Origin of the sequence: Pandoraea sp. ISTKB (assembly GCF_001721285.1) — a bacterium.
GTDB lineage: Bacteria > Pseudomonadota > Gammaproteobacteria > Burkholderiales > Burkholderiaceae > Pandoraea > Pandoraea capi.
This window is the reverse complement of the sequence record NZ_MAOS01000046.1, coordinates 46,081-67,333: the sequence shown is the minus strand read 5'-3', so window position 1 is coordinate 67,333 and position 21,253 is coordinate 46,081. Positions and strand designations below refer to the sequence as shown.

The window sequence follows — 21,253 nt, the reverse complement described above, 5'->3', positions numbered from 1 at the left end:
CTCCCGGACCGGGGCCACATCCACCGGGACCACCGCCGGGGCCAGGGCCGCATCCTCCCCCGCCCCCGCCCCCGCCACCACCGCCACCGCCTTATTGGGGCTGGGGTGGAGGATGGTATGACCCGGTCGCTGCAGCCGTGACGATTGGCGTGTCTGCCGCCATCATCGGCTCGACCGTGGCATCGCTACCGCCCAGTTGCGTCGGCACCGTGGTTAATAACGTTGCCTATCAGCGCTGCGGTTCGACGTGGTATCAGCCGGTGTACTCCGGCACCACCGTCCAGTTCGTCGTGGTGGCGGCGCCTCATTGAGAAGCAACCTCAACCATCCAACGGTCCCCTGACTTCCACGGCGCCGGAGACGCAAGCCGGCGCCGTGCTTCCCCCGGCACAGCCGCATGCTTGTGGCCGACATGACGAGAACGTTATGCTTGCGCCCATGAACCGTCGCATTCTCATTGCCCCCGAAGAGATCGAACTGACCGCCATGCGCGCACAAGGCGCGGGCGGGCAGAATGTCAACAAGGTTTCCAGCGCCATTCACCTTCGCTTCGACGTGATGCGCTCGTCGCTACCCGACGAGGTCAAGACACGTCTGCTTTCGCGTCTCGATCACCGCATCACGCAGGACGGTGTGATCGTCATCAAAGCGCAGCAGCATCGCTCACAGGAACTCAATCGCGCCGACGCGCTTGCCCGTCTGCAAGCGCTGGTCGATGCCGCCGCCGTCGCGCCGCGGCGTCGCGTGGCCACACGTCCCACGCTGGCCAGTCAGGTGCGTCGCAAAGACGCCAAGCAGGTCCGATCGCGCGTCAAAGCCTCGCGCGGCAAAGTCCACGCGAGCCGCGACGATTAATGATTATTTTTATTGGCATTTTTTCAGAAAAGCTAATTTAAATTAGCTTTTCAACAATGCCTCGCTTGAGAAATGCTAATATAAAGCATCATTTCTCGCAAAAAGCGCATCATCATGAGCTTTATGGAACCCCTGATTGCGGCACGCAAAGACGCCGGACTGACGCAGGCCGAGTTGGCCGATCGCGCCGGGCTGTCCCGCATGACCGTGCAGAAAATGGAGTCCGGCGCACTCGACCCGCGCCTGTCGACACTGCTTGAAATGGCACGCGCCCTCGGCCTCGAACCCATGCTCGTGCCTGCCGGCCTGCAACAGGAGGTGGAAGCCTTCCTTCGCTCCGGAGGCAAGTTCCTGGCACAGCCGAGCGGTGTGTCAGCCCCGCCTTCCATCGTCGAAACGCTCGGTCGATAGCACCGCGCCCAGGGCACATCGCCACTTGCGCTGCACCACCGAACGCACCAATCGACAGGGACTCTCGCCATGAATATCAAATACTTACGCGCGTATCTGCATCAGCCTGACGGGACACGCCGGCCCATCGGCTATCTCTCCCAGTACGGCGACATTCTCCGGATGTCGTTCGACGAGGACTACATCGCCGACGCCCGGCGGCCCGTGCTTTCGCTCGCCTATCGAGGCGCCAACGAAACGGCGACGCGCGAAATTCTGGCGTCGCCGCAGGACGTACGTCTCGTTCGAACCGACGGCCGCTGGCCGGTGTACTTCGAGAATCTTCTGCCGGAAGGCCACAATCGCGAACGTCTCGCGGCCGAACGACATTGCAGTCCCGACGACGAGTTCGAACTGCTCGCCGCCGCCGGGCACGACCTGATGGGTGCACTCGAAGTCGAACCCGTACCCGCGCGCGAAGGCGTGCCGGATGTCGTGCACCGCTGGCATACGGCGCTGGGCCTCGAAATGGTCGAACCGGGCTTCGTCGATACGCCGGTGGAAGATGCCGCGTCGCTGCCCGGTGTCGTGACGAAGTTCTCCGCGATCCGCGACGGGCGCCGCTACATCGTGAAGCGCCGGGGCCGGGCAGGCTCGGTCATTCTCAAGTTGCCGACCACGCGCCACCCCGATCTCGTCGAGAACGAATTCACGGGCTACCGGCTGTGCGAAGCGCTGGGGCTCGATTGCGCGCAGGCCGAAATCATCTCTCGTCACGATGCCGATCTGCCGGAGCAGGTGCCGTTCGAGCACATTCTCGCGGTGCCGCGCTTCGACCGCCTGCCGGATGGACGACGCGTCCACATGGAAGAGTTCGCGCAGGTGCTGCAATATCCGCCGCGCAGTAAATACGGGCGCGGCCTCGATATCGACTACACCACCATGCTGCGCGTGCTCGATCAACTGTCGGGACAGCCGGTGCGTGATGTGCGCGAATTTTTGCGCCGCCTGATCGCGTTCATCCTGCTCGGCAACACCGACGCCCATCTCAAGAACTGGGCGCTGATCTATCCCGATGCACAGACACCACAATTGGCGCCGGTCTACGATCCGGTGTGCGTCGCTGCATTTTTCCAGGACGTGCCGCCATCGCACTACGGGGTGAACCGCGCCATCGACAAGACGCTGCGCGCCTTCGATTGGCCGGCGCTCGAAGCGCTGCTCAAGGGCGCGGGGCTGCTGCGGGTCGGCCGACTGATGACCATCGCACGCGAGACGGTGCGCGATGCGCAGGCCGACTGGCCCGCATTGCTCGACGATGCGCCGAATGCCGTGCGCACAACTGTGCTCGAACGCCTGAACGGCGGTGTGGCGCTGACGACCTGATCCCTCTCGCGCCGAATGCGCCGTGGGTCCCGTCGTGCCCCATCGGCGTACCTATCAAAAATAATACCCGGGTAATATTGCAATCCAAATAACACCCGGGTATTATTCGCCGGTATCGACACTACATCATCGTTACCGGAGTCTGCCGTGACACATTCCTCGCTGGGTTACACCGTCTTTCGCGACAAGCGCCGCATTGCCGCCGGTTCGCTTGCCGACGCCGCCATCGCCTTTCAACAGGCGATGCTCGCGGACCCCAACGCGTCCGTCATCATCTTCGACAACCTGACGGGCGACACGCGCGACGTCGATGTGCGCGGCAGCGCCGCCGACATCCGGGCACGATATCCCGCACCGGAGACCACCTCCCCGGACGCCGCCCCCGAATCCGACGACGTCCCCAAAGGCCGCGGCCGTCCGAAGCTCGGGGTCGTCGCCCGCGAGGTCACCCTGCTCCCGCGTCATTGGGACTGGCTCGCCGAGCAACGGGGCGGTGCCTCCGTCGCCTTGCGCAAACTCATCGACGAGGCGCGCCGCGCCAATGCCGAGCGCGACATGCTGCGCCGCGCCCAGGAACGCGCGTACAGCTTCATGTCGACGATCGCTGGCGATCTGCCGCAATTCGAAGAAGCGTCTCGCGCCCTCTTTGCGAACGACTTCGACGCACTGAAGGCCCGTATCGTCGAATGGCCTGAAGACGTGCGTTCACACCTGATGCGTCTCACGTCGACCGATGATCTGATCGACCCGACGCCATAAGCCACACCGGGCGCGCACGACTGCCGCGCAAGTTCACCCAGGCATAAGGGACGAGGACGACGCAACGTCTTCGTCGACCGCAGCGCTTCAGGACGCCCTGAAGCGCTCGGACACTCACGCCCTGACGATCTTGCGCCAGCCCCGCTAACCCTTTGATTTCACGACTCACCGGGCGGACAGCCGTCCCGGATGGGCCCCGCTTTGCCTGTCGTTTTCATTCACCGCGTTCACCAAGGAAAAGGAATCATGACGCAATCCACCGCAGCCCCCGCTCAACCGCCCCAGCCGCCCAGGCCGCTCTGGAAAACCTGGTTGCTCATCGCCGTGCCGATGATGCTGACCAACGCGCTTCAGTCGCTCGCCGGCACGGTCGACGGCATTTACCTCGGGCACCTGATCGGCACCGACGCCATCGCGGCCGTCTCCGCCTTCTTCCCCGTCTTCTTCTTTCTTCTCTCGATCGTGATCGGCTTGTCAGCCGGTGCGACGGTGATGATCGGTCAGGCGTGGGGGGCAAAGGATCTGACCCGCGTGCGCCAAATTGCGGGCACGGCGCTCGTGATGATGTTCGGCGCGGGCGTCGTCATCAGCGTGCTCGGCGGCATGTTCGCCACACCGCTCATGCAAACGTTCGGCACCCCGGAACCCGTATTCGATGCCGCCACGTTATACGCACGCGGCATGCTCATCGGCATGCCTGTCGTGTTCCTGCTCTGGCTGACGACATCGATGAGCCGTGGCACGGGTGACGCGGTCTCGCCGCTTCTCGCCTTGCTCATCGCCACGCTGCTCTCGCTCGGCCTGACACCGGCGTTCATTTTCGGCTGGGGGCCCTTCCCGGCGCTCGGCGTGGGAAGTGCCGTGGCCTCGACGCTGCTCGCGTTCACGGTTGCGCTGATCTGGATGGGGATGTACTGGCGACGAAAAGGTCATCCGCTCGCGCCCAATCGCGAGCTCTGGCATGCCCTGCGATGGAATCCGGCGCTCGCTCGTGGCATCTTGCACATCGGTGTCCCGACCGCCATTCAGATGCTGACGATGGCCATGGCGGAAATGGCGCTGCTCAGCATGGTCAATCGTCACGGGGCGAATGCGACGGCAGCGTACGGAGCCGTCACGCAGGTGATGAGCTGGTTGCAGCTTCCGGTGATGACGCTGGGCATCACGGCATCGATCCTCTGCGCACACGCTATCGGCGCGGGACGCAGCGAACGCATCGGCGCCATCGTACGCACCGGCCTGCTGTGCAATCTCGGACTGACCGGCACGCTCGTCATCCTGGTCTATCTGGTCGCCCCCACGATCCTGCATGGGTTCCTGACCGATCCTGACGTGCGAACGCTGGCCACGCACCTGCTCTACATCGTGGCGTGGAGTGTGTTGGTGATGGGCACCACGGCCATCCTGACCGGGGCCATGCGAGCGAGCCGCAAGGTGTGGGTGCCGACGCTGCTCGGCATGATCGGGCTGCTGGGCATCGAAGTGCCTGCCGCGTGGATGTTCGAGCGAATCGCCGGACTCACCGGTATCTGGTGGGCGTATCCGCTCGCGTTCATCGCCATGCTGGCGATGCAGGGGATGTGTTATCGGGCTTTCCGGCGCGCGTCGTGCCGCGCCCAGAAGAACATGACCATGCCTGCGCAGGACAGCAAGGCACCGACCCAACCGGTCGACGTCCAGCCGTAACCCGCGCTGATGGCCAGGCCGCCGAGCCATGCGCCGGCGGCATTGGCCATATTGAACGCCGAATGGTTGAGCGCCGCCGCGAGCGTTTGCGCCTCGCCGGCCACGTCCATCAAGCGGATCTGCAACGCCGGGCCGATGATGATGATCGTGCCGATGGCCAGCACGTTGGCGCCGGCCAGCCACGGATTCGCCGACGTGAACGTGAAAGCGACCAGCAACAGTGCCGACCAGATCAGCGTGCCGCCAATGGCGCGCATGAGCGACGCGGCGGCCACCAGACGCGGCCCCACGATCGTGCCGCCCACCATACCGACACCGAAGAGCGCGAGATAGAACGGCACCCACGTTTCGGGCACGCCCGCGACCTGCATGAGCGTCGGCTTGATGTAACTGAATACGGCAAACATACCGCCGAAGCCGATCGCCCCGATGCCCAGCGTGAGCCAGACCTGCGAATTACGCAGCGCACCCAGTTCGCGTAGCGGGCTGGCGCCGTGTGGCGCGGGGGCGTCAGGAATCCAGCGCCAGACGAGCAACGCCGTCAGTGCACCAATCACGCCGACCATGACAAATGCGGCGCGCCAGCCGAGCCACTGACCGAGACCGGCCGCAATCGGCACACCGAAGAGTGTCGCGAGCGTCAGCCCCAGCATCACCTGACCTACCGCGTGAACGCGGCGATGCGGCGGCACGAGCGATGCCCCGACCAGCGCCGCCACACCGAAGTAAGTCCCGTGCGGCAGACCGCTCAGGAATCGCAGAATGATGAGCGAGATGTAGCCCGGCGCCATGGCGCTCGCGAAGTTGCCGACGGCAAACATCGCCATGAGCGCAATCAGAAAGGCGCGACGCGGCAGGCGCACCCCAAGCACTGCCAGCACCGGCGCACCGATGACGACACCCAGCGCATACGTGCTGATCGCGTGCCCCGCCTGCGGAATGGTGATGTCCAGACCTTTGGCGACGTCGGGCAACAAGCCCATGATCACGAACTCGCCGGTCCCGATACCGAAGCCGCCCATGGCGAGCGCCACGAACGACAACCACACGGGAATGGACGATGACGGCAACGCTTCGGAAGCCTCGGCGGGGAGGATTTGGGGGGCACTCATGGGAATTCGATCAGGGCGGCCAGTTGTGGGACTGGCGAAGTTTGTCGAGCGGCGGCACCGGGTGCACGTCCGTCCAAAGACCGTGATTTTACGCCAACCCCGCGATTCATGCAGGCCAAATACTGCAACGCAACATCATCAAAACGTCACAATTACGCGCAATTTGCATCGATTCGACAAGTATTTCACCGCACTGCAATATTGCGACAATCAGTGTGCGGTCATTCGACCCGGCAGGACGACGCCGAAAACGTACGCGCGCCGAGCAAAAAAAAACCGGCCCAGTGGGTGGGCCGGCAAGCTACGGTTGCGCTCCGGTTGCGGGAACCGGATGCAATCGTATTGGGGGTCTGCGGGGTGCCGCGGTGCGGTAAGGCCGTGCTCCCCGGAAAGACGGTCAGTGATGCTTCTTCGAATGCCACTGACCGGACTTGTCATCCTTTTCGTAGGTTTGCTTCACAGCGCTCCATGCCACTTTGTGCGCCGTCTCCTCGCGCGATTCATGACCGCGCCGCTCTGCGGGATCCTTGTATTCGTCCCAGGCGGAATTGAATGCCTTGAGATAAATCTCCTGCGCGTGTGCCGGCAGATGGTCTTTCACACTGGCCGGCAGTTCATGCGTCTGTCGATACGGCATGACGGGTTCTCCTTGTGCGGGGTCAGATATGCCCCATCACCACGAGCAACACCACAATCAGCACGATCAGCCCGATACCCCCTGACGGGTAGTAACCCCATCCCCGGCTATGCGGCCATGCGGGTAACGCGCCAACCAGCAACAAAATCAGAACAATCAACAAGATGGTGCCAAGCATGACTTTCCTCCCTTGCCGATCCGACGGTGAATGGCCCTCGATGACATTTGCCAATCGATGCCGCCATTACCCGACGACCGCGACGCACCTATCGGACGTATTTGCCAGGAGGCCGAAGTGGCGGCTCTTCCACTGGCGGATCGAGCGGTCGGTCGGGTGGAGGCATCGGCGTCGGTTCGCTCTCGTCGGGAGGCGACTTCGGCGGCGGTGTCCCCGGCGGCTTGCCCGGGTCGAAAGGCTCAGGCAGATGGGCATACAGGCGGGGGGCCTGCGTCAGCCGGCGAATTTCGTTATGGCAACTCTGACTCGGCATGAGCAAGTCCTCGTCTGGCTCAATGCCAATAAGGGTCGACGGTGTAATACGTATGCACCTGCTCGGCCCAATGCATGTCGGCCATACTCGGCCAGTGGTCCTTGTCGAAGCCCGGCGCCTTCTTGAGGGCTTCCTTGTCGATGTCGAGAATGAAGCGCTTGTTCTCCACGTCGAGCTGCAAGGCATGCCAGGGAATGGCGAACAGCTTGTCACCCATCCCGAGAAAGCCGCCGAACGACAACACGGCATAGGCCACCGTGCCGCGCTGGACGTCGAGCATGATGTGCTTGACCTTCCCCAGGCTCTCGCCTGCGGTGTTCACCACATCTTCGGCATCGAGCGTGTCGGCGGCCATCACCGACGGGCCCGGACCATCGGGCAGCTTGTGTGACGCGCCGACAATGCGGGCGCCCGTTTGACCTGATTGACCTGCTTGGGGCATCTGGCCCCGGCCGGATTGCATAGTCATGATTCCTTCCTCCTTCGCTGATGAAGTCGGGACACTTTGCGATCTGGCGACATCGTTATCATCGATGTCCCCGGATGGTGCGTCGCCGACAGGGCGAGAGTGCGGTCTCTACGCGCCATCACGTGCTATCGGTACGATGCTGACACCTCCGATACCGGCGTGATGGCGCTGCGTTCTGCAAACTTTGGCATTGCGGTCGCCTTCGGTCGACGATCGACCGCTTACCATGTGTCGACCGTTACTTGGCCGATACCTTCAGATCGTTCTTGACGTCGACGACACCATCCACGCCCTTGACCGTATCCTCGACGAGGGTCTTCTGTGCCGACTGCGGCACCGAACCCGTGAGATGCACCACACCGTGACGGGTGGTGACGTGAACCTTGGTCGACGGCACGTCCTTCTTCGCGAGCAGCTCGGCCTTGACCTTCGCGGTCAGCGCCGAATCGTCGATCTTGCGGCCGGTATCGCTCATCACGCTACTGGCGCTGGTGTTATCGGCAATCTTGATGATCCCGCCCTGATCGAGTGCGTGAGCGGCAATACCCGTCGTTGCAAGTGCGCCCGCCATGACGAGCTTGAGCAAATTGGCTTGTTTCATTTTCGACCTCCCGAAATGAGTCGTCGCATCGCCAGCATTGCTGCTTCGGGGCGTCACCTCCTGCACATTCCAATGTGCGGCGCCCATACGACAACCGAGTTTTAGGTGATACATCTCCTCGCCTGGAGATGCCCGGTCTTGCCCTGCTACCGGCGGCTCAGATGCGTCGTGCATCGCAGATGCCGGATGTTCTTTTGTCGTTGCACTTGGCTACCGCGCACGACATCAAATCTTGTGCCCTGTCTGACTTTCGCCGGGCCGGCTCATCGCTTCCACTCGTCTCTCGTGCAAACGGTTATCGACGCCAAGCACCCCCTCGACCTTCGAAACCTCCGTTTGCACCACGTGTTGCATCCATCGCTCCGGCACATCGCCGGTGAGTAAAACCAGCCCGGACGTGACGGTCACCTCGACGTGAGAGACGTCGAGATCGATAGCGGCGATCAGCGTCTTGCGGATGTCGTCGTGAATGGCGGAATCGGATCTTGACGAGTCACGCGAGCGGGCTTGCACCGAAACCTTTGTCGTCTCTTGCGACTGGCCCTCTGCGCCTGCACTCGCGTGTCCTCGCTCCCTGCTCCCGACATTTCCGCCCTCACTGCTACGGCCCCGACTCCCTGATGCCAGACCGGCTTCGCCTGCTATGTTCTCGACGTTCGTAATCTCCTGCGCTCCGACCGTACCGTCTGGCCAATCGACGCGATGTGCCGTCGACGGACGCTTGACCTGCGGTGCCGAATCCGACGCATGTCGTCCGGTACCTGCATAGTCGTCGTGAGGCCCGTAGGCACTTTGCCGACCGAACCTCGGATGCGCACCGGGTGCGGCATCCGCAGGCCCATAACCGCTCTCTTCACCGTGCGCGATCTCGGGCGCATACCCATGACCGCCTGCATCCTCAGTCGAATCCGTCTTGCTACCCCGCGCTGCGTGCTCCTTCGGCGCCGATGCACCCAACCATTTCGGATCACGCTGATCGTGCGCACGAGCCGCTTGCGCTTCCCGCTCGGACGACTGTTTAGCCTCGTGCGTCTGCGCGTTGCTCGTGTCGCCCGAAGTCTGGGCACCGCTCGTCTCGGCGTCTCCGTCTTCGTGCGTCAACGCATGCTGCTGACGCTCCGACTCATACTTCGCTCCGTCGTCGGCCACCTTGCGCGTGGCAGGCAGCTTTGGCGACGGGGGGATGCGCTTCGCCATGACAGACTCCTTGGCTGCAATCCGTGCTATTGAGACTCGCACCGGACTTGTTGAAAACGATTGTAGAGAGCCGGTTTCATTCGGCGAATCGGCGGAATCTGAAAGACGTGTAGGCGGGCGCTGGCAAAATCCCTCGCCCCGTTAGCGAATGACGTTTGATAATGAAAATTGACCTGCCGATCAACGACTTGGCGTCGTCTTCTGAGGTCTCTTGGGAACTAGACGGATGAGAAAAAACGGGGTCGCGCACGCAACGATTGCGTCTGCCATCGCTGGAGAATCGGACAATTCCTACAGATCGGAGTCCGCACCGACGACTGAACGGCGTCGGCGCGGGACCATTCCGGGGGATCTCCCCTAAGCCGTCATGTCTGCATCAGACGCCACGATGACGCGATTGCGCCCGGTCTCCTTCGCCCGGTAAAGCGCATCGTCCGCCGCCTTGACGAGGACATCGACTGTCTCCCCGCCCTGCGGGGTGCGGCAGGCGACACCAACGCTCACGGTCACATGGCCGAAGTCGCTTGAAGCGTGCGCGAGGTTCAACCGGTCGACAGCCAGACGAATGCCCTCCGCAACCCGCTGTGCACCCAGCGCATCCGTGTCCGGGAGCACCGCGATGAACTCCTCGCCGCCGTAGCGCCCGGCAGCGTCGGACGGTCGTTGCAGCGCCCCGCCGATCGCACCGGCCACCGCCGCGAGCGCCGCGTCGCCCGCCTGGTGTCCATGCGTGTCGTTGTATCGCTTGAACCAGTCGATATCGACAAACGCCACCGCCATCGGATGTCCCGCGCGACGCATGCGCCGCCACTCCTTGGCCAGAATCTTGTCGAGCGAGCGACGATTCGAGAGACCCGTCAGGCCGTCGGTCCGGGCCAGCAGACTCAGTTCCCGCTCGGCCCGCAAGCGCCGCCGCAGCTGGGCGGCCAGCAGCGTCGAGGTGATGACGAACCCGATGTTGAGCAGCAGAAACAATCCGCCGAATTCGATCACGCGCTTGTGCCATGGCGCGAGCGTCTCGTCGCTGGACGTCACGACGATCAGCGTCAGCGGCACATTACTCAGAAAGCGGCGCGACATCAGACTGTCGCGACCGAGAAAGCGGATGGGGTAAATCTTATGGTCATCGCGCCCGGGCGGCAGCGCTTCGTAGCGCCCGGTCTGCGCCATCGTGAGACCGATCACGCTGGCGTCGAATGGCTTGCGCATGAGAATCGCGCCGTCCTTGCCTAATAGCAAGATCACGCCGTCCCGCCCGACCTCGATGTGGTCGAACAGATGCCGGAAGTACTCGGTATCCACCGCGAGCGACACCACCCCGCCGAACGAGCCGTCCGGACGCGTGATCCGCCGACTCAACACCATCGTCGGCGCATTCGCACGAAGTCTCGACTGAAGGAAGCCGCTGACGAACAACCCCACGGACGGGTTATCGCGATGCACCTTGAAGTAATCCCGATCCGAGAAATTGAACGGGCGCGGCGACTCGCTTTCGGCATCGATGACGATGTTCCCCGCAGGATCGAGCACCACCAGCGAGCCGATGTAGCGCGACGCGCCGGCCCGCTCGAAGATCAGTTCGCGGCGCAACATGGGCGTGAGCGCTTCGACGTCGGGGCGCGCGAGCAGCTTCACGACCGCGTCGAGCGAAAGCTCGTACACATGAAAGTTGAGTTCGAGATCGCGCTCCATCACCTCGGCGATGTTGCGCTGATTGTCCGCTGCGCGCGCGAGCACCAGCAGACGCCCCTCGTAAAGCAGCGCCACGGCGACCGCCGTCAGGAGCACAGAAATCCCGACGCCGCTCCAGACAATCAGCGTCGGCGTGCGCGACACCCAGCGCACCGCCGTACTCACCGCGACCGAAATCCGTGCCTGCAACCGATGCATCGGCATCCTTGCGCGCCCTCCCAGGCAAAGGTGACACGGTTACGCCATGAAGTCGGCGGCCATATCGGCGTCGGTGCGCGCTTCGAGTCGCCCGTCGCGGCAGGCTTTGCGAAACACTTCGTAATCGCGCTCGACCTGGTCGGCATAGTCCGTCGCGTAATGGATCAGCGCTTCGCCAAGCCGGATGCCCTTGCCGACATAACCGACCAGTTCGGCAGCGCACCCGCCCGCCTTGGCATGGGCGCGAGCCAGCACCCAGCCGCACAGGCTCGCATATTCGCGGAAGCCGTCGGCACGGAACAGTTCGAACTGCGCAGAGATCTTCATGTCCCGCAGTTGACGTCCGTAAATCGACCGGCCAAACGGGCCGGAGCCCCAGCCGAGGAAGGCGTCGGATGCCGCCTGCATCAGACGCTGGCCCTCGACCACACGACGTCCGTCGTGCTTGGGCGTCACATTCCTGAAGTAACGCGAGACCACCGACTTCGATGCCTCTTTGAATTGCAGGAACAGCGGCTGGTCGTGCGTATCCATCATCATCAGCACCAGACAGCGGGTGCCGACGCTGCCGACACCTACGACCTTGAACGCCAGATCCTGCTGCGTGTAACTCTCGAGCATGCGGGCACGATCAGGCGGCAATGAGCTGAGGTAACTCTTATAGACAGGGGCGAACAGCGTGCGCCAGTCGCCCAGACCGAGCCAGTCGTCCTCCGGACCGAACAAGGTCGTCGCGCCATGGACATGGAAGACGGTGGGCGGCGTATCGCGAATCTGCCAGTGGTCGCCGACCTGCTGCGCGAACTTGGGCAGCACATTCTCATGCGTGCGGCCGGACGCACGGGCGATGCCCCGCTTCACCCCTTCGCGCACCCGGTCCGTACCAGCCATCTCCAGCATGCGCTCGAAGGTGATCTGCTCGTGCCACAGCTCGATCGTCGGCATGTGGGCGTATGTGTCCAGACGTCGCGCGTAAGCATCGACGGCCGCACGGACCATTTCCACCCCCAGAGTGTCGCCGAAGCCGAACTGCCGCGCTGCGAGCACCAGACTGGCACACAATCGTTTGAGGTCCCACTCCCACGGCCCCGGCGCCGTTTCGTCGAAATCGTTGAGATCGAAAATCAGGGTGCGCTCGGGCGTCGCAAAGCCGCCGAAGTTCGCGAGATGGCAGTCCCCGCAGATCTGCATCGTCAGACCGCTACTTGGCGTGCCCGCCAGATCGTGGGCCTGCACGATGGCGCTGCCCCGATAGAACGCGAACGGCGACGCCAGCATGCGCCCGTAGCGCAACGGCACGAGCGCCGCCACACGCCCCTCGCTGCTCACACGAAGCAGTTCGACGATGTCGCGGTCGAGGTTGCCGAGGTGGGAATGACTGCTGCGGGGTGTCTTTTCACGCAGGCGTCGTCCGGCAGCCACGCGCGCTTCGAACGGAACGGGCGGGATAGCGGGCGCCGGAGGCGACATGACGGTGGCCGACGCAGTGGGTGCGCCGGCAACCGTGGAATCTGCCGAACTTGTCTTTTTCGTCAACGACTTAACGGGCATGGCCGGCTCCTGATGCGGGCGATGGCTGAGATCCTTGCATAGATGCCGATGGCACAGTCCCATCTTCCGGCGCCTGCGCAGGGGCCGGATACCAATGCTCCGGCCGGATCGTCAGCGGCGAATGCGGTTGCTCTTCGAAATGCGGCGACATGATCTGTACGCCGTAACGGTTGAATACGTCCTGAATTCCCTCATGCAGCCCAGAGATCGCGGCAAAACGGGTCGACGGATCGCGCAACGTGGCGAAAACCTCGTACTCGACGTAGAAATCCGATAACGCGCGTTGCAGCACGTACGGGGCCGGCTGCGCGGCGACTTGCGGCGTCTGTAAGGCTGCCTCGATCAGCATGGCGTGCACCTGACGCCACGGCGTGTCGTATCCGATCGTCAGCGTCGTACTGATGGCGACGCCTCGTCCGTGACCCTTTGCCGAAAAATTGCGCACTGTCGATGCCACCACGACCGCGTTCGGAATCGTCAGCTCTTCCTGCGCCATATTGACGAGCTTCACCGACAGGGCATCGACCCCGACCACGACGCCCGTCGCATCGCCGATCGACACGAGATCGCCCTTCTTCAGCGATCGGCTGTAAATCACGATCATCCCGCTCATCAACTGATTGACGATGCCGCTCGACCCCAGCGTGACCATCAGGCCCAGCAAGACCGAGAGTCCCTTGAAGACGTCGCTCTGCGCGCCAGGCATGTACGGATAGGCGAAGGTCAGCGCCAGCCCCCACACCACCACCGACACGACACGCCGCGTGGCGCCGGCCGTCTCGGGGTGCATGCCGGGGATGGTGAGGCGTCCGTTCTGTACCGCGTCGAAGATGTTGTTGACGAGGCTTTGCAGGGCGCGCGTGAGCAGAAAGATGACGATGACGGTCAGAATGCCGGGGATAGCCCCCGCCACGCCGAGCCCGAACTTGTCGACCAGCGACCAGAGGAAATCGGACATGCGTCCCGCCATGGGCTGGCTGGCGGGAAACTGCATCAACATGAAGATCAGGTAGAGATAGGCAAGCGCCAGTGCGACGCACACGGCGCCGATCTGCACGATCTGATGGACCAGATGGAAGGCCGAGCCCGTCCAGTCGAAAGTGCGCGCCGTTCGCTTCAGGACCCGCTTCTCCACCGTAGCTTGTAGCCATGCCTCGAGCCGCGCGCGGGTGCGCCCGACCGTGATCACCAGAATCACAAGAACGACAGCCCCCAGTGCGCTGAGCGCGATGCCGCGCAGGATCGTCGGCCAATGGAGTTGCTGCCGTCTGGCGGCAAACGCGACCTGGAGGTTCTTCTGGACGTCAGCGGCCACGGCGTCGAGCGAGCGCGGGTCGCCGGGCGCGAGGTCGTCGGCAGTCAGTGCAAAGAGAATTCGGTCCTGAAGGCGGAACGCCACGCCGGAGACACCGCCGAGCGATGCATGCAATACGTCGACCGGCGAATCGAAGACGCGCCCGGACAAACTGTCGAGCACCGCCCGGGCTCGCGCTGCGCGCACGTCAGGCGTGGCGCCCCCGAGCACGCCGCGAAACGTCACGACCGGGCGATCCATGAAACGGAGCTCGGCGCCGTCTTGCGGATCGCTGGCGCTGGCTGGCGCCGCCGCAGTCTCGGCAGACTGCGTCCCGTCTACCGAGACTACGGCCCCCGACGACGGCGAGTCTTCGGATGTCGCCGCGATCACAGGCCACGCGAGCGTGACCCCGATCCCACATACCACCAGCACTTGCAACAGCCCCATGCGAATGCGCATATCACGGCTCCTGCGGGCAAGTTGGCCACCAAGATTGCACTCAGTGAGAGGAAATCCTGCGGAAATCAGGCAAAATCTAGGGCTGCTGTATTTCGCCCCTGTCGTGTCACCGATTCACACCCGGTATTACAGCCCCCGTAGGGTTGCCTCCGGCACGTTGGTACACGACGCTGACGCAGCGTTGACTTCGGTTTGCATCGGTTTCCGTCGGTCACCGCAGACGACGCTGACCGGGGCGGGTATGGACGGATTATTCACTATGGCATCGGCACTGTCGAGCATCGACGCGGATCGACCCTCATCGATCCGGGCCCCATCGATACCCGTCGAGACGACTGACGCGCAAGCGAGCCGATGCCGGAGCTCTCGGAAATATTCCACCGCAATCCTCAACTATTGGCCCGGTGTGCCGATAACCAGTTAAGCGGGACTTTTCGGTCGGTTTTTATATGTCCAGTTCGTACAGTGGTTGGCTCGTTGCGCTATCGCTAGCCGTGGCAGTCCTGGCGTCGTTTACGGCGCTCGATCTTTCCGGTCGCATCTATCTCATGACCCATCGTGGCATGCGCCACGCATGGCTCGCCGTGGGCGCGACCGCCATGGGCATCGGGATCTGGTCGATGCACTTCATCGGCATGCTCGCCCTGTCGCTGTCACCCTCGTGGTCGCCACTGGCGTCGAACGCCACGCTGCCACTGGGTTACGATCCAGCCATCACGGCGGCGTCGCTCGGCATCGCTATCGTGATTTCCTGGGCCGCGCTGTGGCTCGTGGCAAGCGAACCGTTCACCCGCTGGCGCCTGGGCTGTGCGGGCGTCCTGCTGGGACTCGGCATCGCAGCCATGCACTACTCCGGCATGGCCGCCATGAAGATGGATCCGGACATCAGTTACGATCCGGTGCTTTTCATCGCCTCGATCCTCATCGCGATTGCCGCAGCCACGGCGGCGCTCTGGATTGCCCGCACCTTGCGCGACGGCAGTCTGCGCTACGTGATGGCCAAGCGAGTGGGCGCGGCCGTCGTCATGGGACTGGCCATCACGGCGATGCACTACACCGGCATGTCCGCCGCGACCTTCTCGGCCGGCGCGGTATGCGGGGCGGCCAACGGCGTCAGTTCGTCGTGGCTGGTGACAACCGTCAGCCTCTTTACCTTCCTGATTCTGGTCACCACTCTGCTCGTCTCCCGTCTGGATGCCCGTACCAGCTTCCTGGCCAGCTCCGTCCTGCAGCTCAATACGCAGATCGCACGCATGGCGACTTATGATGCCCTGACCGATCTGCCCAACCGTCGCGCGTTGCACGACGCCGCCGCGCGCATGCTGATCAACTCGCGTCGTGATCAGCGCCGCTTCGCCGTGCTGTTCATGGACCTCGACGGCTTCAAGACCATCAATGATTCGCTTGGCCACAATGTCGGCGACGACGTGCTGCGCGCCTTTGCCAAACGACTGCGCAAGAACGTGAACGGCGACGACGTGGTGGCGCGGCTGGGCGGCGACGAATTCGTGGTGCTGCTCGGATCGCTGTCGTCGCCGGAGGTCGCGGGCCGTGTGGCGCAACGTCTGCTCGACGACATGCGCGACGGACTGAAGGTCGGCAATCAGTCGCTGCACGTGATGCCCAGCATCGGCGTGGCGCTGTTCCCGGACGACGGCGACAGCATCGATCTGCTGCTCAAGCATGCCGACACGGCCATGTACGAAGCCAAGCGTGCCGGGCGCGGCATCTTCCGCTATTTCGAGCCGCGCATGAACGCCGCCGCACAGCGCACCTGGGAGATCCAGCAGGCGCTGCACGACGCCGAGAGCGAGCAGTACTTTTCGCTGAACTTCCAGCCGAAATATCGGGGTGACACGGAGGCACTGGCCGGCGCCGAAGCACTGCTGCGCCTGTCGCATCCGACGTTCGGCGAATTGCAGCCGGCGGACTTCATCCCGGTGGCCGAGCGCACCGGCCAGATCGTGCAAATCGGTTATTGGGTCGTGCGCGAGACGTGCCGGCACATCCGGGAATGGGACGCCGCGGGACTGCCGCCGGTCAAGGTCGCGATCAATCTGTCGCCGCGTCAGATGGCGCAGTCGCTGCTGGTCGAGAACATTCTGGAGATCGTGCGCGACGCCGACATCGCCTGTTCACGGCTGATGTTCGAAATCACGGAGACGGTGGCGATGTTCGATGCGCAGCACACCATCGACGTGATCCGGGCGTTTCAGGAGCACGGCTTCGAGGTCGCCATCGACGACTTCGGCACGGGATATTCGAGTCTGGCGTACTTGCAGCGCTTTCGCGTCAAGCAACTGAAGATGGACCGCTTCTTTACCAACGGCCTCGACACGTGCGGACGTGAAGGCAGCGCCGTCGTCTCCGCGATCATCGCGCTGGCGCACTCGCTGGATATGGATGTGGTGGCCGAAGGCGTGGAAACGGCATCGCAGCGCGAAGCCCTTAAAACGCTCGACTGCGATGAACTACAAGGCTTCCTGCTGGGCAAGCCACTCACGAGCGACGCCTTCGCACGCCTGCTCGCCAACCTGCCGGGCATTCCCGGCGCGCCGGTGATGGCCTGATCGCCAGACGCCCGCGTTTCCTCTCCCGCATCACCCCGCATACAAATCATGGTTTGTTTTTTGCAAATACAAATCATGATTTGTATTTCATTGCGGCACCCTTGCGTTCCGCAAACAATTATCGAGAAACGAAAAAATTTCCAATAAAAATCAACGACTAACTGACGCTTCCTCAGAAATATCCTCAGCCTGACTTGCCGACGCGTCGTCGGCCGTCAACGACTGCGTCGCGGCAAATTCTGCGGCACGCGCAAGTCTCGCCCGCATGCTTTCGTTTGCCACCGGCCCGGCAGTCGGCACGTGACGCTTCGGGTCCAGGCGCACACCGGTCACGGCATCGACGACCACCGGTTCCACGACCTCGCCCGTCTCACGGTCCACGAGTTGAGCAGCGATGCCCTCCGGCGCGAAATGCCGGTTGCCCCAGGCCAACAACGCCCATAGCACAGGACGGAAATCGCGCCCGGCATCCGTCAGCACATATTCGAAACGCGGCGGACGGTCGCAGTACTGACGCCGCGCCAGCAAGCCTTCCTCCACCAGCGCATTCAGTCGACGTGTCAGCATGTTCGGCGCGATGTCCAGCCGACGCTGAAAGTCGTCGAAGCGCGTGGTGCCGTATCCGGCTTCGCGCAAGATCAGAATGCTCCACCATTCGCCCACACGCTCAAGGCTACGGGCGATGGGGCATTGCATATCGCGGAATGTCTTTCGGTGCATGAGGTTTCCTCCGTTCCGGGATGCCATGAACGACAAACCCTGCCTATTACCATGCAAGTGAGCATAAGCGCGTCGACACCGACGAGCAAGCCGGTCGGTGTCGATATCGCCATGGATCGCCCCGGATTCCGAAGCCGCGCGTTACATCCGATGAATAGGCACTTTAAAAATCAATAGCTTACCCATCAATTACAATGTCATTTCTTTGAAGTGAATTCCACTGCCACTCCCTCAATGTGCGTCTGCGCTAGGCGCTTTCGGCGGTGCAACCTTTCGCATGAGCGGCACCATCAACGTCACACCAAGGAAAATCAGTCCCAGCCCGGCGAAGATGTCACCGAACGTGATGGTCTGCGCCTCGCGTAGCGTCAACAGCCAGAGCCGACGGAGCGCCGCCGTCTGCGCGTCGACAACGTCGAGCCCCGCCGCACTCATCCGCGCCCCTACCCCGGCCAGCCATTGACCCACGGCCGGGTTGCCCACCCCCATGTTTTCCGCCAGGCGGAAGAAATGCAGGTTCGTGCGATCGTTGAGCACAGTGGTACAGACGGCAATGCCGATCGCGCCGCCCAGATTTCGCATCAGATTGAACAGTCCCGACGCCAGACGCAGCCGCGCAGGCGGCAGACTACCCAACGTCAATGTCACGATCGGCGCCACCGCGAACTGTTGCGCCGCGCCGCGCAACGCCTGCGGCAGCATCAGTTGAGCCGTCCCCCAATCGTGCGTGATCGGTGCAAACTGCCACATCGACAGCCCGAATCCACCGATACCGACCATCATCAGAATGCGCAGATCGACACGGTTGGCGAGCATCGTATAGACCGGGATCGACAGCAACTGGAAAATGCCCGTCGAGAAAACGGCCATCCCGATTTCAAACGCCGAGAACCCGCGCACCCGCCCAAGGAACAACGGCGTGAGGTAAATCGTCGCGAAAATCCCGATCCCCGTGGCGAACGAGAAGAAGCACCCAAGCGCGAAGTTTCGCTGCTTGAGGGCGCGCAAGTCGACGATGGGTTGCGCGTACACCAGACTGCGCCAGATGAACGCCACGCCGCACAGCCCGGCCAGCCAGGCAGTCGTACGAATCGTATCGTCACCGAACCAGTCCCAGCGCGGCCCTTCTTCCAACGTGTATTCCAGACACCCTAAACTCACCGCCATCAACGCCATGCCGAGATAATCGGCCCCGCGCAGCAACGAAAAGTCCGGACGGTCGATGCGCACCATCAGCGGCACGGTCACCGTCACGAAGATGCCGGGCACGATGTTGATGAAGAACAGCCAGTGCCACGAATAGTTATCGGTGATCCAGCCGCCGATGGTCGGGCCCAGCGTTGGCGCGAGCGACGAGAGTCCACCGATCACCGCCGCCGCCACGACACGTTGCGGGCCACTGAAGAACGCAAACGCCGTGGTGAAAACGAGCGGAATCATCGAGCCGCCGAGAAACCCCTGCAACGCGCGGAACGCGATCATGCTCTGGATGTTCCACGCAGCACCGCACAGCAGACTGGCCAGCGTGAACCCGGCCGCAGAGGCGGCGAAGATCCAGCGCGTCGACATCACGCGCGAGAGCCAGCCCGAGAGCGGGATCACGATGATCTCGGCGATCAGGTAGCTCGTCTGCACCCACGCGGTCTCGTCAGCACCGGCGGACAGGCCACCACCGATATCGCGAAGCGACGCCGACACGATCTGAATGTCGAGCAGCGCAATGAACATACCGACGACCATCGTCGCGAACGCGATCACCTTGGCCGGCGTGGACATCGAATCCGCCGAGAAGCCCCCGCCGGTCGGCGGCGGCGCAACGCTCCGGCGTTCGTCGTTCGCGGAGTGCGCAGACTTCGCGCCGGCCTCGCCTTGCCCGCCGGCGGGGAACGGTTGTGCCGGTTGCGCCGCTCCGGCTTGTGCGGCGCTCATCTTGCTGCCACCTTGGCTGGGGACGGCGTGCCCGGCTTGCCGCCGTCGACGTTACCGTCACCCCGCGCATCGATCTCCGCCGTCACCGAAAGACCGGGGCGCAGCGTGCCCAGGCGACCGTCCGCCTCATCGAGCAGCACCCGTACCGGCACACGCTGGACGATCTTGGTGAAGTTGCCCGTCGCATTCTCCGGCGGCAGCACACTGAACTGTGCCCCCGTCGCCGGCGCCAGACTCGCGACCCGGCCATGGAAGACCCGGCCCGGCAGCACATCGGCCTCGATCTTCACGGGCATACCCGGGCGCAGGTGCGCGACCTGCCCTTCCTTGAAGTTCGCGTCGACCCACAACCCATGTGCCGGCACGACCGCGAGCAATTGCGTTCCCGCCTGCGCATAAGCGCCGGCGCGTGCGCGTCGATTGCCGACGGTGCCGTCGACCGGAGCGCGCAGCACCGTATATTCGAGATTGAGTTTGGCGATGTCACGCTCCGCGACCGCCTGTGCCAGCGCCGCCTGCGCCTGCTGCTTCTGCGTGGCAATCACATCCAGTTGGCGCTCGGCAGCGACCGCACCGGCTTCAGCCCGCTCACGATTCGCTGCGATCTGCTTGTAATCGGCATCCGCCTTCTGGGCGCTTTGCACCGACACCGCCGATTTCGCGACGAGATCCTGATAACGCACCTGATCGTCATGCGCACGTCGGGCATCGGCCGTCACGGCCACGACACTCGCCCGGGCCTGCGCGATGACCGCCGTCTGCAATTTGGCGGTGGCGTCCAGATTCGCCAGTAGCGCCTGCTGCGCAGCAACGGCACCCTCCGCCTTCGCCAGTGCTGCGCGGTAATCACGATCGTCCAGCCGGACGAGCACGTCGCCAGCGTGCACCGCCTGATTGTCCGTCACCAACACCTGCGCGATGTAGCCCGGCACCTTCGGCCCCAGCACAGTGACGTCGCCGCCGACATAGGCATCGTCCGTCGACTCGAAATACCGCGCCGTCGTCCACCAGTAAGTCCCGTAACCCAGCGCGGCAATCGCCGCAACGACCAACGCGCCGCGCAAGGCAAGACCGCGCGGGAATCCACCACGCTTGGGAGGGCCGCCCGACTGGCTGGCGTTCTGGGCGGGAGTGCTCGGGGATGTCATGGATGGATCCTTCTTCGCTCTGAGGGTGAAAACAGGGAATGTCGAAACTCGCAACACGGGGGTTGCTTTCATAATGGAAGTGAGTATAGAGTTGCAACTATCATCT

General features: G+C 63.3%; 19 protein-coding genes. 7 read left to right on the top strand and 12 right to left on the bottom strand.

The window, feature by feature from the left end; all coding sequences use genetic code 11:
* Positions 1–149 precede the first annotated feature (149 nt).
* The 6 genes from A9762_RS28945 to A9762_RS18105 all read left to right on the top strand — a co-directional run bounded on the left by A9762_RS28945 (position 150) and on the right by A9762_RS18105 (position 5,076).
* Entirely contained in the window at positions 150–311 is a 162-nt protein-coding gene (locus tag A9762_RS28945; protein ID WP_170836273.1) for a hypothetical protein, read from the top strand.
* A 127-nt stretch (positions 312–438) separates the two neighbouring features.
* A complete protein-coding gene (gene arfB / locus A9762_RS18125; protein ID WP_069343416.1) occupies positions 439–855 on the top strand; it encodes an alternative ribosome rescue aminoacyl-tRNA hydrolase ArfB in 417 nt (138 codons plus the stop codon).
* Positions 856–978: 123 nt separating this feature from the next.
* Positions 979–1,266: a helix-turn-helix transcriptional regulator gene (locus tag A9762_RS18120; RefSeq protein ID WP_240493616.1), complete on the top strand. Its 288-nt coding sequence runs from the start codon at positions 979–981 to the stop codon at positions 1,264–1,266.
* A 69-nt stretch (positions 1,267–1,335) separates the two neighbouring features.
* Positions 1,336–2,631 (top strand): type II toxin-antitoxin system HipA family toxin, encoded by a 1,296-nt coding sequence (locus tag A9762_RS18115; protein ID WP_069343404.1) that lies wholly within the window; start codon positions 1,336–1,338, stop codon positions 2,629–2,631.
* Between the two features lie 147 nt (positions 2,632–2,778).
* Positions 2,779–3,390 (top strand): DUF2239 family protein, encoded by a 612-nt coding sequence (locus A9762_RS18110; protein WP_069343403.1) that lies wholly within the window; start codon positions 2,779–2,781, stop codon positions 3,388–3,390.
* 246 nt (positions 3,391–3,636) lie between these two features.
* Positions 3,637–5,076, top strand: coding sequence for an MATE family efflux transporter (locus A9762_RS18105; protein ID WP_206093595.1), 1,440 nt, complete (start codon positions 3,637–3,639; stop codon positions 5,074–5,076).
* Here the strand turns inward: A9762_RS18105 and A9762_RS18100 are convergent.
* From A9762_RS18100 to A9762_RS18065, 9 genes are all read right to left on the bottom strand, one after another.
* The gene (locus A9762_RS18100; RefSeq protein WP_083254059.1) at positions 4,974–6,188 is read right to left on the bottom strand and encodes an MFS transporter; all 1,215 of its coding nucleotides are present in this window, start codon (positions 6,186–6,188) and stop codon (positions 4,974–4,976) included. The two genes, A9762_RS18105 and A9762_RS18100, sit on opposite strands and share 103 nt — an antisense overlap.
* A gap of 397 nt (positions 6,189–6,585) precedes the next feature.
* A complete protein-coding gene (locus A9762_RS18095; protein WP_069343401.1) occupies positions 6,586–6,825 on the bottom strand; it encodes a ChaB family protein in 240 nt (79 codons plus the stop codon).
* Positions 6,826–6,847: 22 nt separating this feature from the next.
* Positions 6,848–7,003 (bottom strand): DUF3309 family protein, encoded by a 156-nt coding sequence (locus tag A9762_RS28195; RefSeq protein ID WP_083254058.1) that lies wholly within the window; start codon positions 7,001–7,003, stop codon positions 6,848–6,850.
* A 332-nt stretch (positions 7,004–7,335) separates the two neighbouring features.
* Positions 7,336–7,785 carry a PRC-barrel domain-containing protein gene (locus A9762_RS18090; RefSeq protein WP_069343400.1) on the bottom strand — a complete coding sequence of 150 codons (450 nt, stop codon included), beginning with the start codon at positions 7,783–7,785 and terminating at the stop codon, positions 7,336–7,338.
* 238 nt (positions 7,786–8,023) lie between these two features.
* Positions 8,024–8,386 (bottom strand): BON domain-containing protein, encoded by a 363-nt coding sequence (locus tag A9762_RS18085; RefSeq protein WP_069343399.1) that lies wholly within the window; start codon positions 8,384–8,386, stop codon positions 8,024–8,026.
* 225 nt (positions 8,387–8,611) lie between these two features.
* A complete protein-coding gene (locus tag A9762_RS18080; protein ID WP_069343398.1) occupies positions 8,612–9,583 on the bottom strand; it encodes a BON domain-containing protein in 972 nt (323 codons plus the stop codon).
* A gap of 357 nt (positions 9,584–9,940) precedes the next feature.
* Entirely contained in the window at positions 9,941–11,473 is a 1,533-nt protein-coding gene (locus A9762_RS18075; protein ID WP_170836272.1) for a sensor domain-containing diguanylate cyclase, read from the bottom strand.
* A gap of 39 nt (positions 11,474–11,512) precedes the next feature.
* Entirely contained in the window at positions 11,513–12,943 is a 1,431-nt protein-coding gene (locus A9762_RS18070; RefSeq protein WP_069343413.1) for a DUF2252 domain-containing protein, read from the bottom strand.
* Positions 12,944–13,013: 70 nt separating this feature from the next.
* Positions 13,014–14,780 carry a mechanosensitive ion channel family protein gene (locus tag A9762_RS18065; protein WP_069343397.1) on the bottom strand — a complete coding sequence of 589 codons (1,767 nt, stop codon included), beginning with the start codon at positions 14,778–14,780 and terminating at the stop codon, positions 13,014–13,016.
* A gap of 449 nt (positions 14,781–15,229) precedes the next feature.
* Between A9762_RS18065 and A9762_RS18060 the strand changes: the two genes are divergently transcribed.
* Positions 15,230–17,350: a bifunctional diguanylate cyclase/phosphodiesterase gene (locus tag A9762_RS18060; RefSeq protein WP_069343396.1), complete on the top strand. Its 2,121-nt coding sequence runs from the start codon at positions 15,230–15,232 to the stop codon at positions 17,348–17,350.
* A gap of 150 nt (positions 17,351–17,500) precedes the next feature.
* On the opposite strand, the gene A9762_RS18055 is transcribed toward A9762_RS18060, so the two are convergent.
* The 3 genes from A9762_RS18055 to A9762_RS18045 form a co-directional block, all read right to left on the bottom strand.
* Complete coding sequence (locus tag A9762_RS18055) at positions 17,501–18,070, bottom strand: helix-turn-helix domain-containing protein (protein ID WP_083254056.1); 570 nt, start codon at positions 18,068–18,070, stop codon at positions 17,501–17,503.
* 231 nt (positions 18,071–18,301) lie between these two features.
* Positions 18,302–19,846 (bottom strand): DHA2 family efflux MFS transporter permease subunit, encoded by a 1,545-nt coding sequence (locus A9762_RS18050; RefSeq protein ID WP_069343411.1) that lies wholly within the window; start codon positions 19,844–19,846, stop codon positions 18,302–18,304.
* A 149-nt stretch (positions 19,847–19,995) separates the two neighbouring features.
* Positions 19,996–21,147, bottom strand: coding sequence for an HlyD family secretion protein (locus A9762_RS18045; RefSeq protein ID WP_069343395.1), 1,152 nt, complete (start codon positions 21,145–21,147; stop codon positions 19,996–19,998).
* Positions 21,148–21,253 lie beyond the last annotated feature (106 nt).

Excerpts from the sequence above, each read along its gene's own strand:
- arfB (WP_069343416.1), top strand. The coding sequence starts at position 439 with ATGAACCGTCGCATTCTCATTGCCCCCGAAGAGATCGAACTGACCGCC.
- A9762_RS18120 (WP_240493616.1), top strand. The coding sequence starts at position 979 with ATGGAACCCCTGATTGCGGCACGCAAAGACGCCGGACTGACGCAGGCC.
- A9762_RS18115 (WP_069343404.1), top strand. The coding sequence starts at position 1,336 with ATGAATATCAAATACTTACGCGCGTATCTGCATCAGCCTGACGGGACA.
- A9762_RS18105 (WP_206093595.1), top strand. The coding sequence starts at position 3,637 with ATGACGCAATCCACCGCAGCCCCCGCTCAACCGCCCCAGCCGCCCAGG.
- A9762_RS18100 (WP_083254059.1), bottom strand. The coding sequence starts at position 6,188 with ATGAGTGCCCCCCAAATCCTCCCCGCCGAGGCTTCCGAAGCGTTGCCG.
- A9762_RS18095 (WP_069343401.1), bottom strand. The coding sequence starts at position 6,825 with ATGCCGTATCGACAGACGCATGAACTGCCGGCCAGTGTGAAAGACCAT.
- A9762_RS28195 (WP_083254058.1), bottom strand. The coding sequence starts at position 7,003 with ATGCTTGGCACCATCTTGTTGATTGTTCTGATTTTGTTGCTGGTTGGC.
- A9762_RS18090 (WP_069343400.1), bottom strand. The coding sequence starts at position 7,785 with ATGACTATGCAATCCGGCCGGGGCCAGATGCCCCAAGCAGGTCAATCA.
- A9762_RS18085 (WP_069343399.1), bottom strand. The coding sequence starts at position 8,386 with ATGAAACAAGCCAATTTGCTCAAGCTCGTCATGGCGGGCGCACTTGCA.
- A9762_RS18080 (WP_069343398.1), bottom strand. The coding sequence starts at position 9,583 with ATGGCGAAGCGCATCCCCCCGTCGCCAAAGCTGCCTGCCACGCGCAAG.
- A9762_RS18075 (WP_170836272.1), bottom strand. The coding sequence starts at position 11,473 with ATGCATCGGTTGCAGGCACGGATTTCGGTCGCGGTGAGTACGGCGGTG.
- A9762_RS18070 (WP_069343413.1), bottom strand. The coding sequence starts at position 12,943 with ATGTCGCCTCCGGCGCCCGCTATCCCGCCCGTTCCGTTCGAAGCGCGC.
- A9762_RS18065 (WP_069343397.1), bottom strand. The coding sequence starts at position 14,780 with ATGCGCATTCGCATGGGGCTGTTGCAAGTGCTGGTGGTATGTGGGATC.
- A9762_RS18060 (WP_069343396.1), top strand. The coding sequence starts at position 15,230 with ATGTCCAGTTCGTACAGTGGTTGGCTCGTTGCGCTATCGCTAGCCGTG.
- A9762_RS18055 (WP_083254056.1), bottom strand. The coding sequence starts at position 18,070 with ATGCACCGAAAGACATTCCGCGATATGCAATGCCCCATCGCCCGTAGC.
- A9762_RS18050 (WP_069343411.1), bottom strand. The coding sequence starts at position 19,846 with ATGTCCACGCCGGCCAAGGTGATCGCGTTCGCGACGATGGTCGTCGGT.
- A9762_RS18045 (WP_069343395.1), bottom strand. The coding sequence starts at position 21,147 with ATGACATCCCCGAGCACTCCCGCCCAGAACGCCAGCCAGTCGGGCGGC.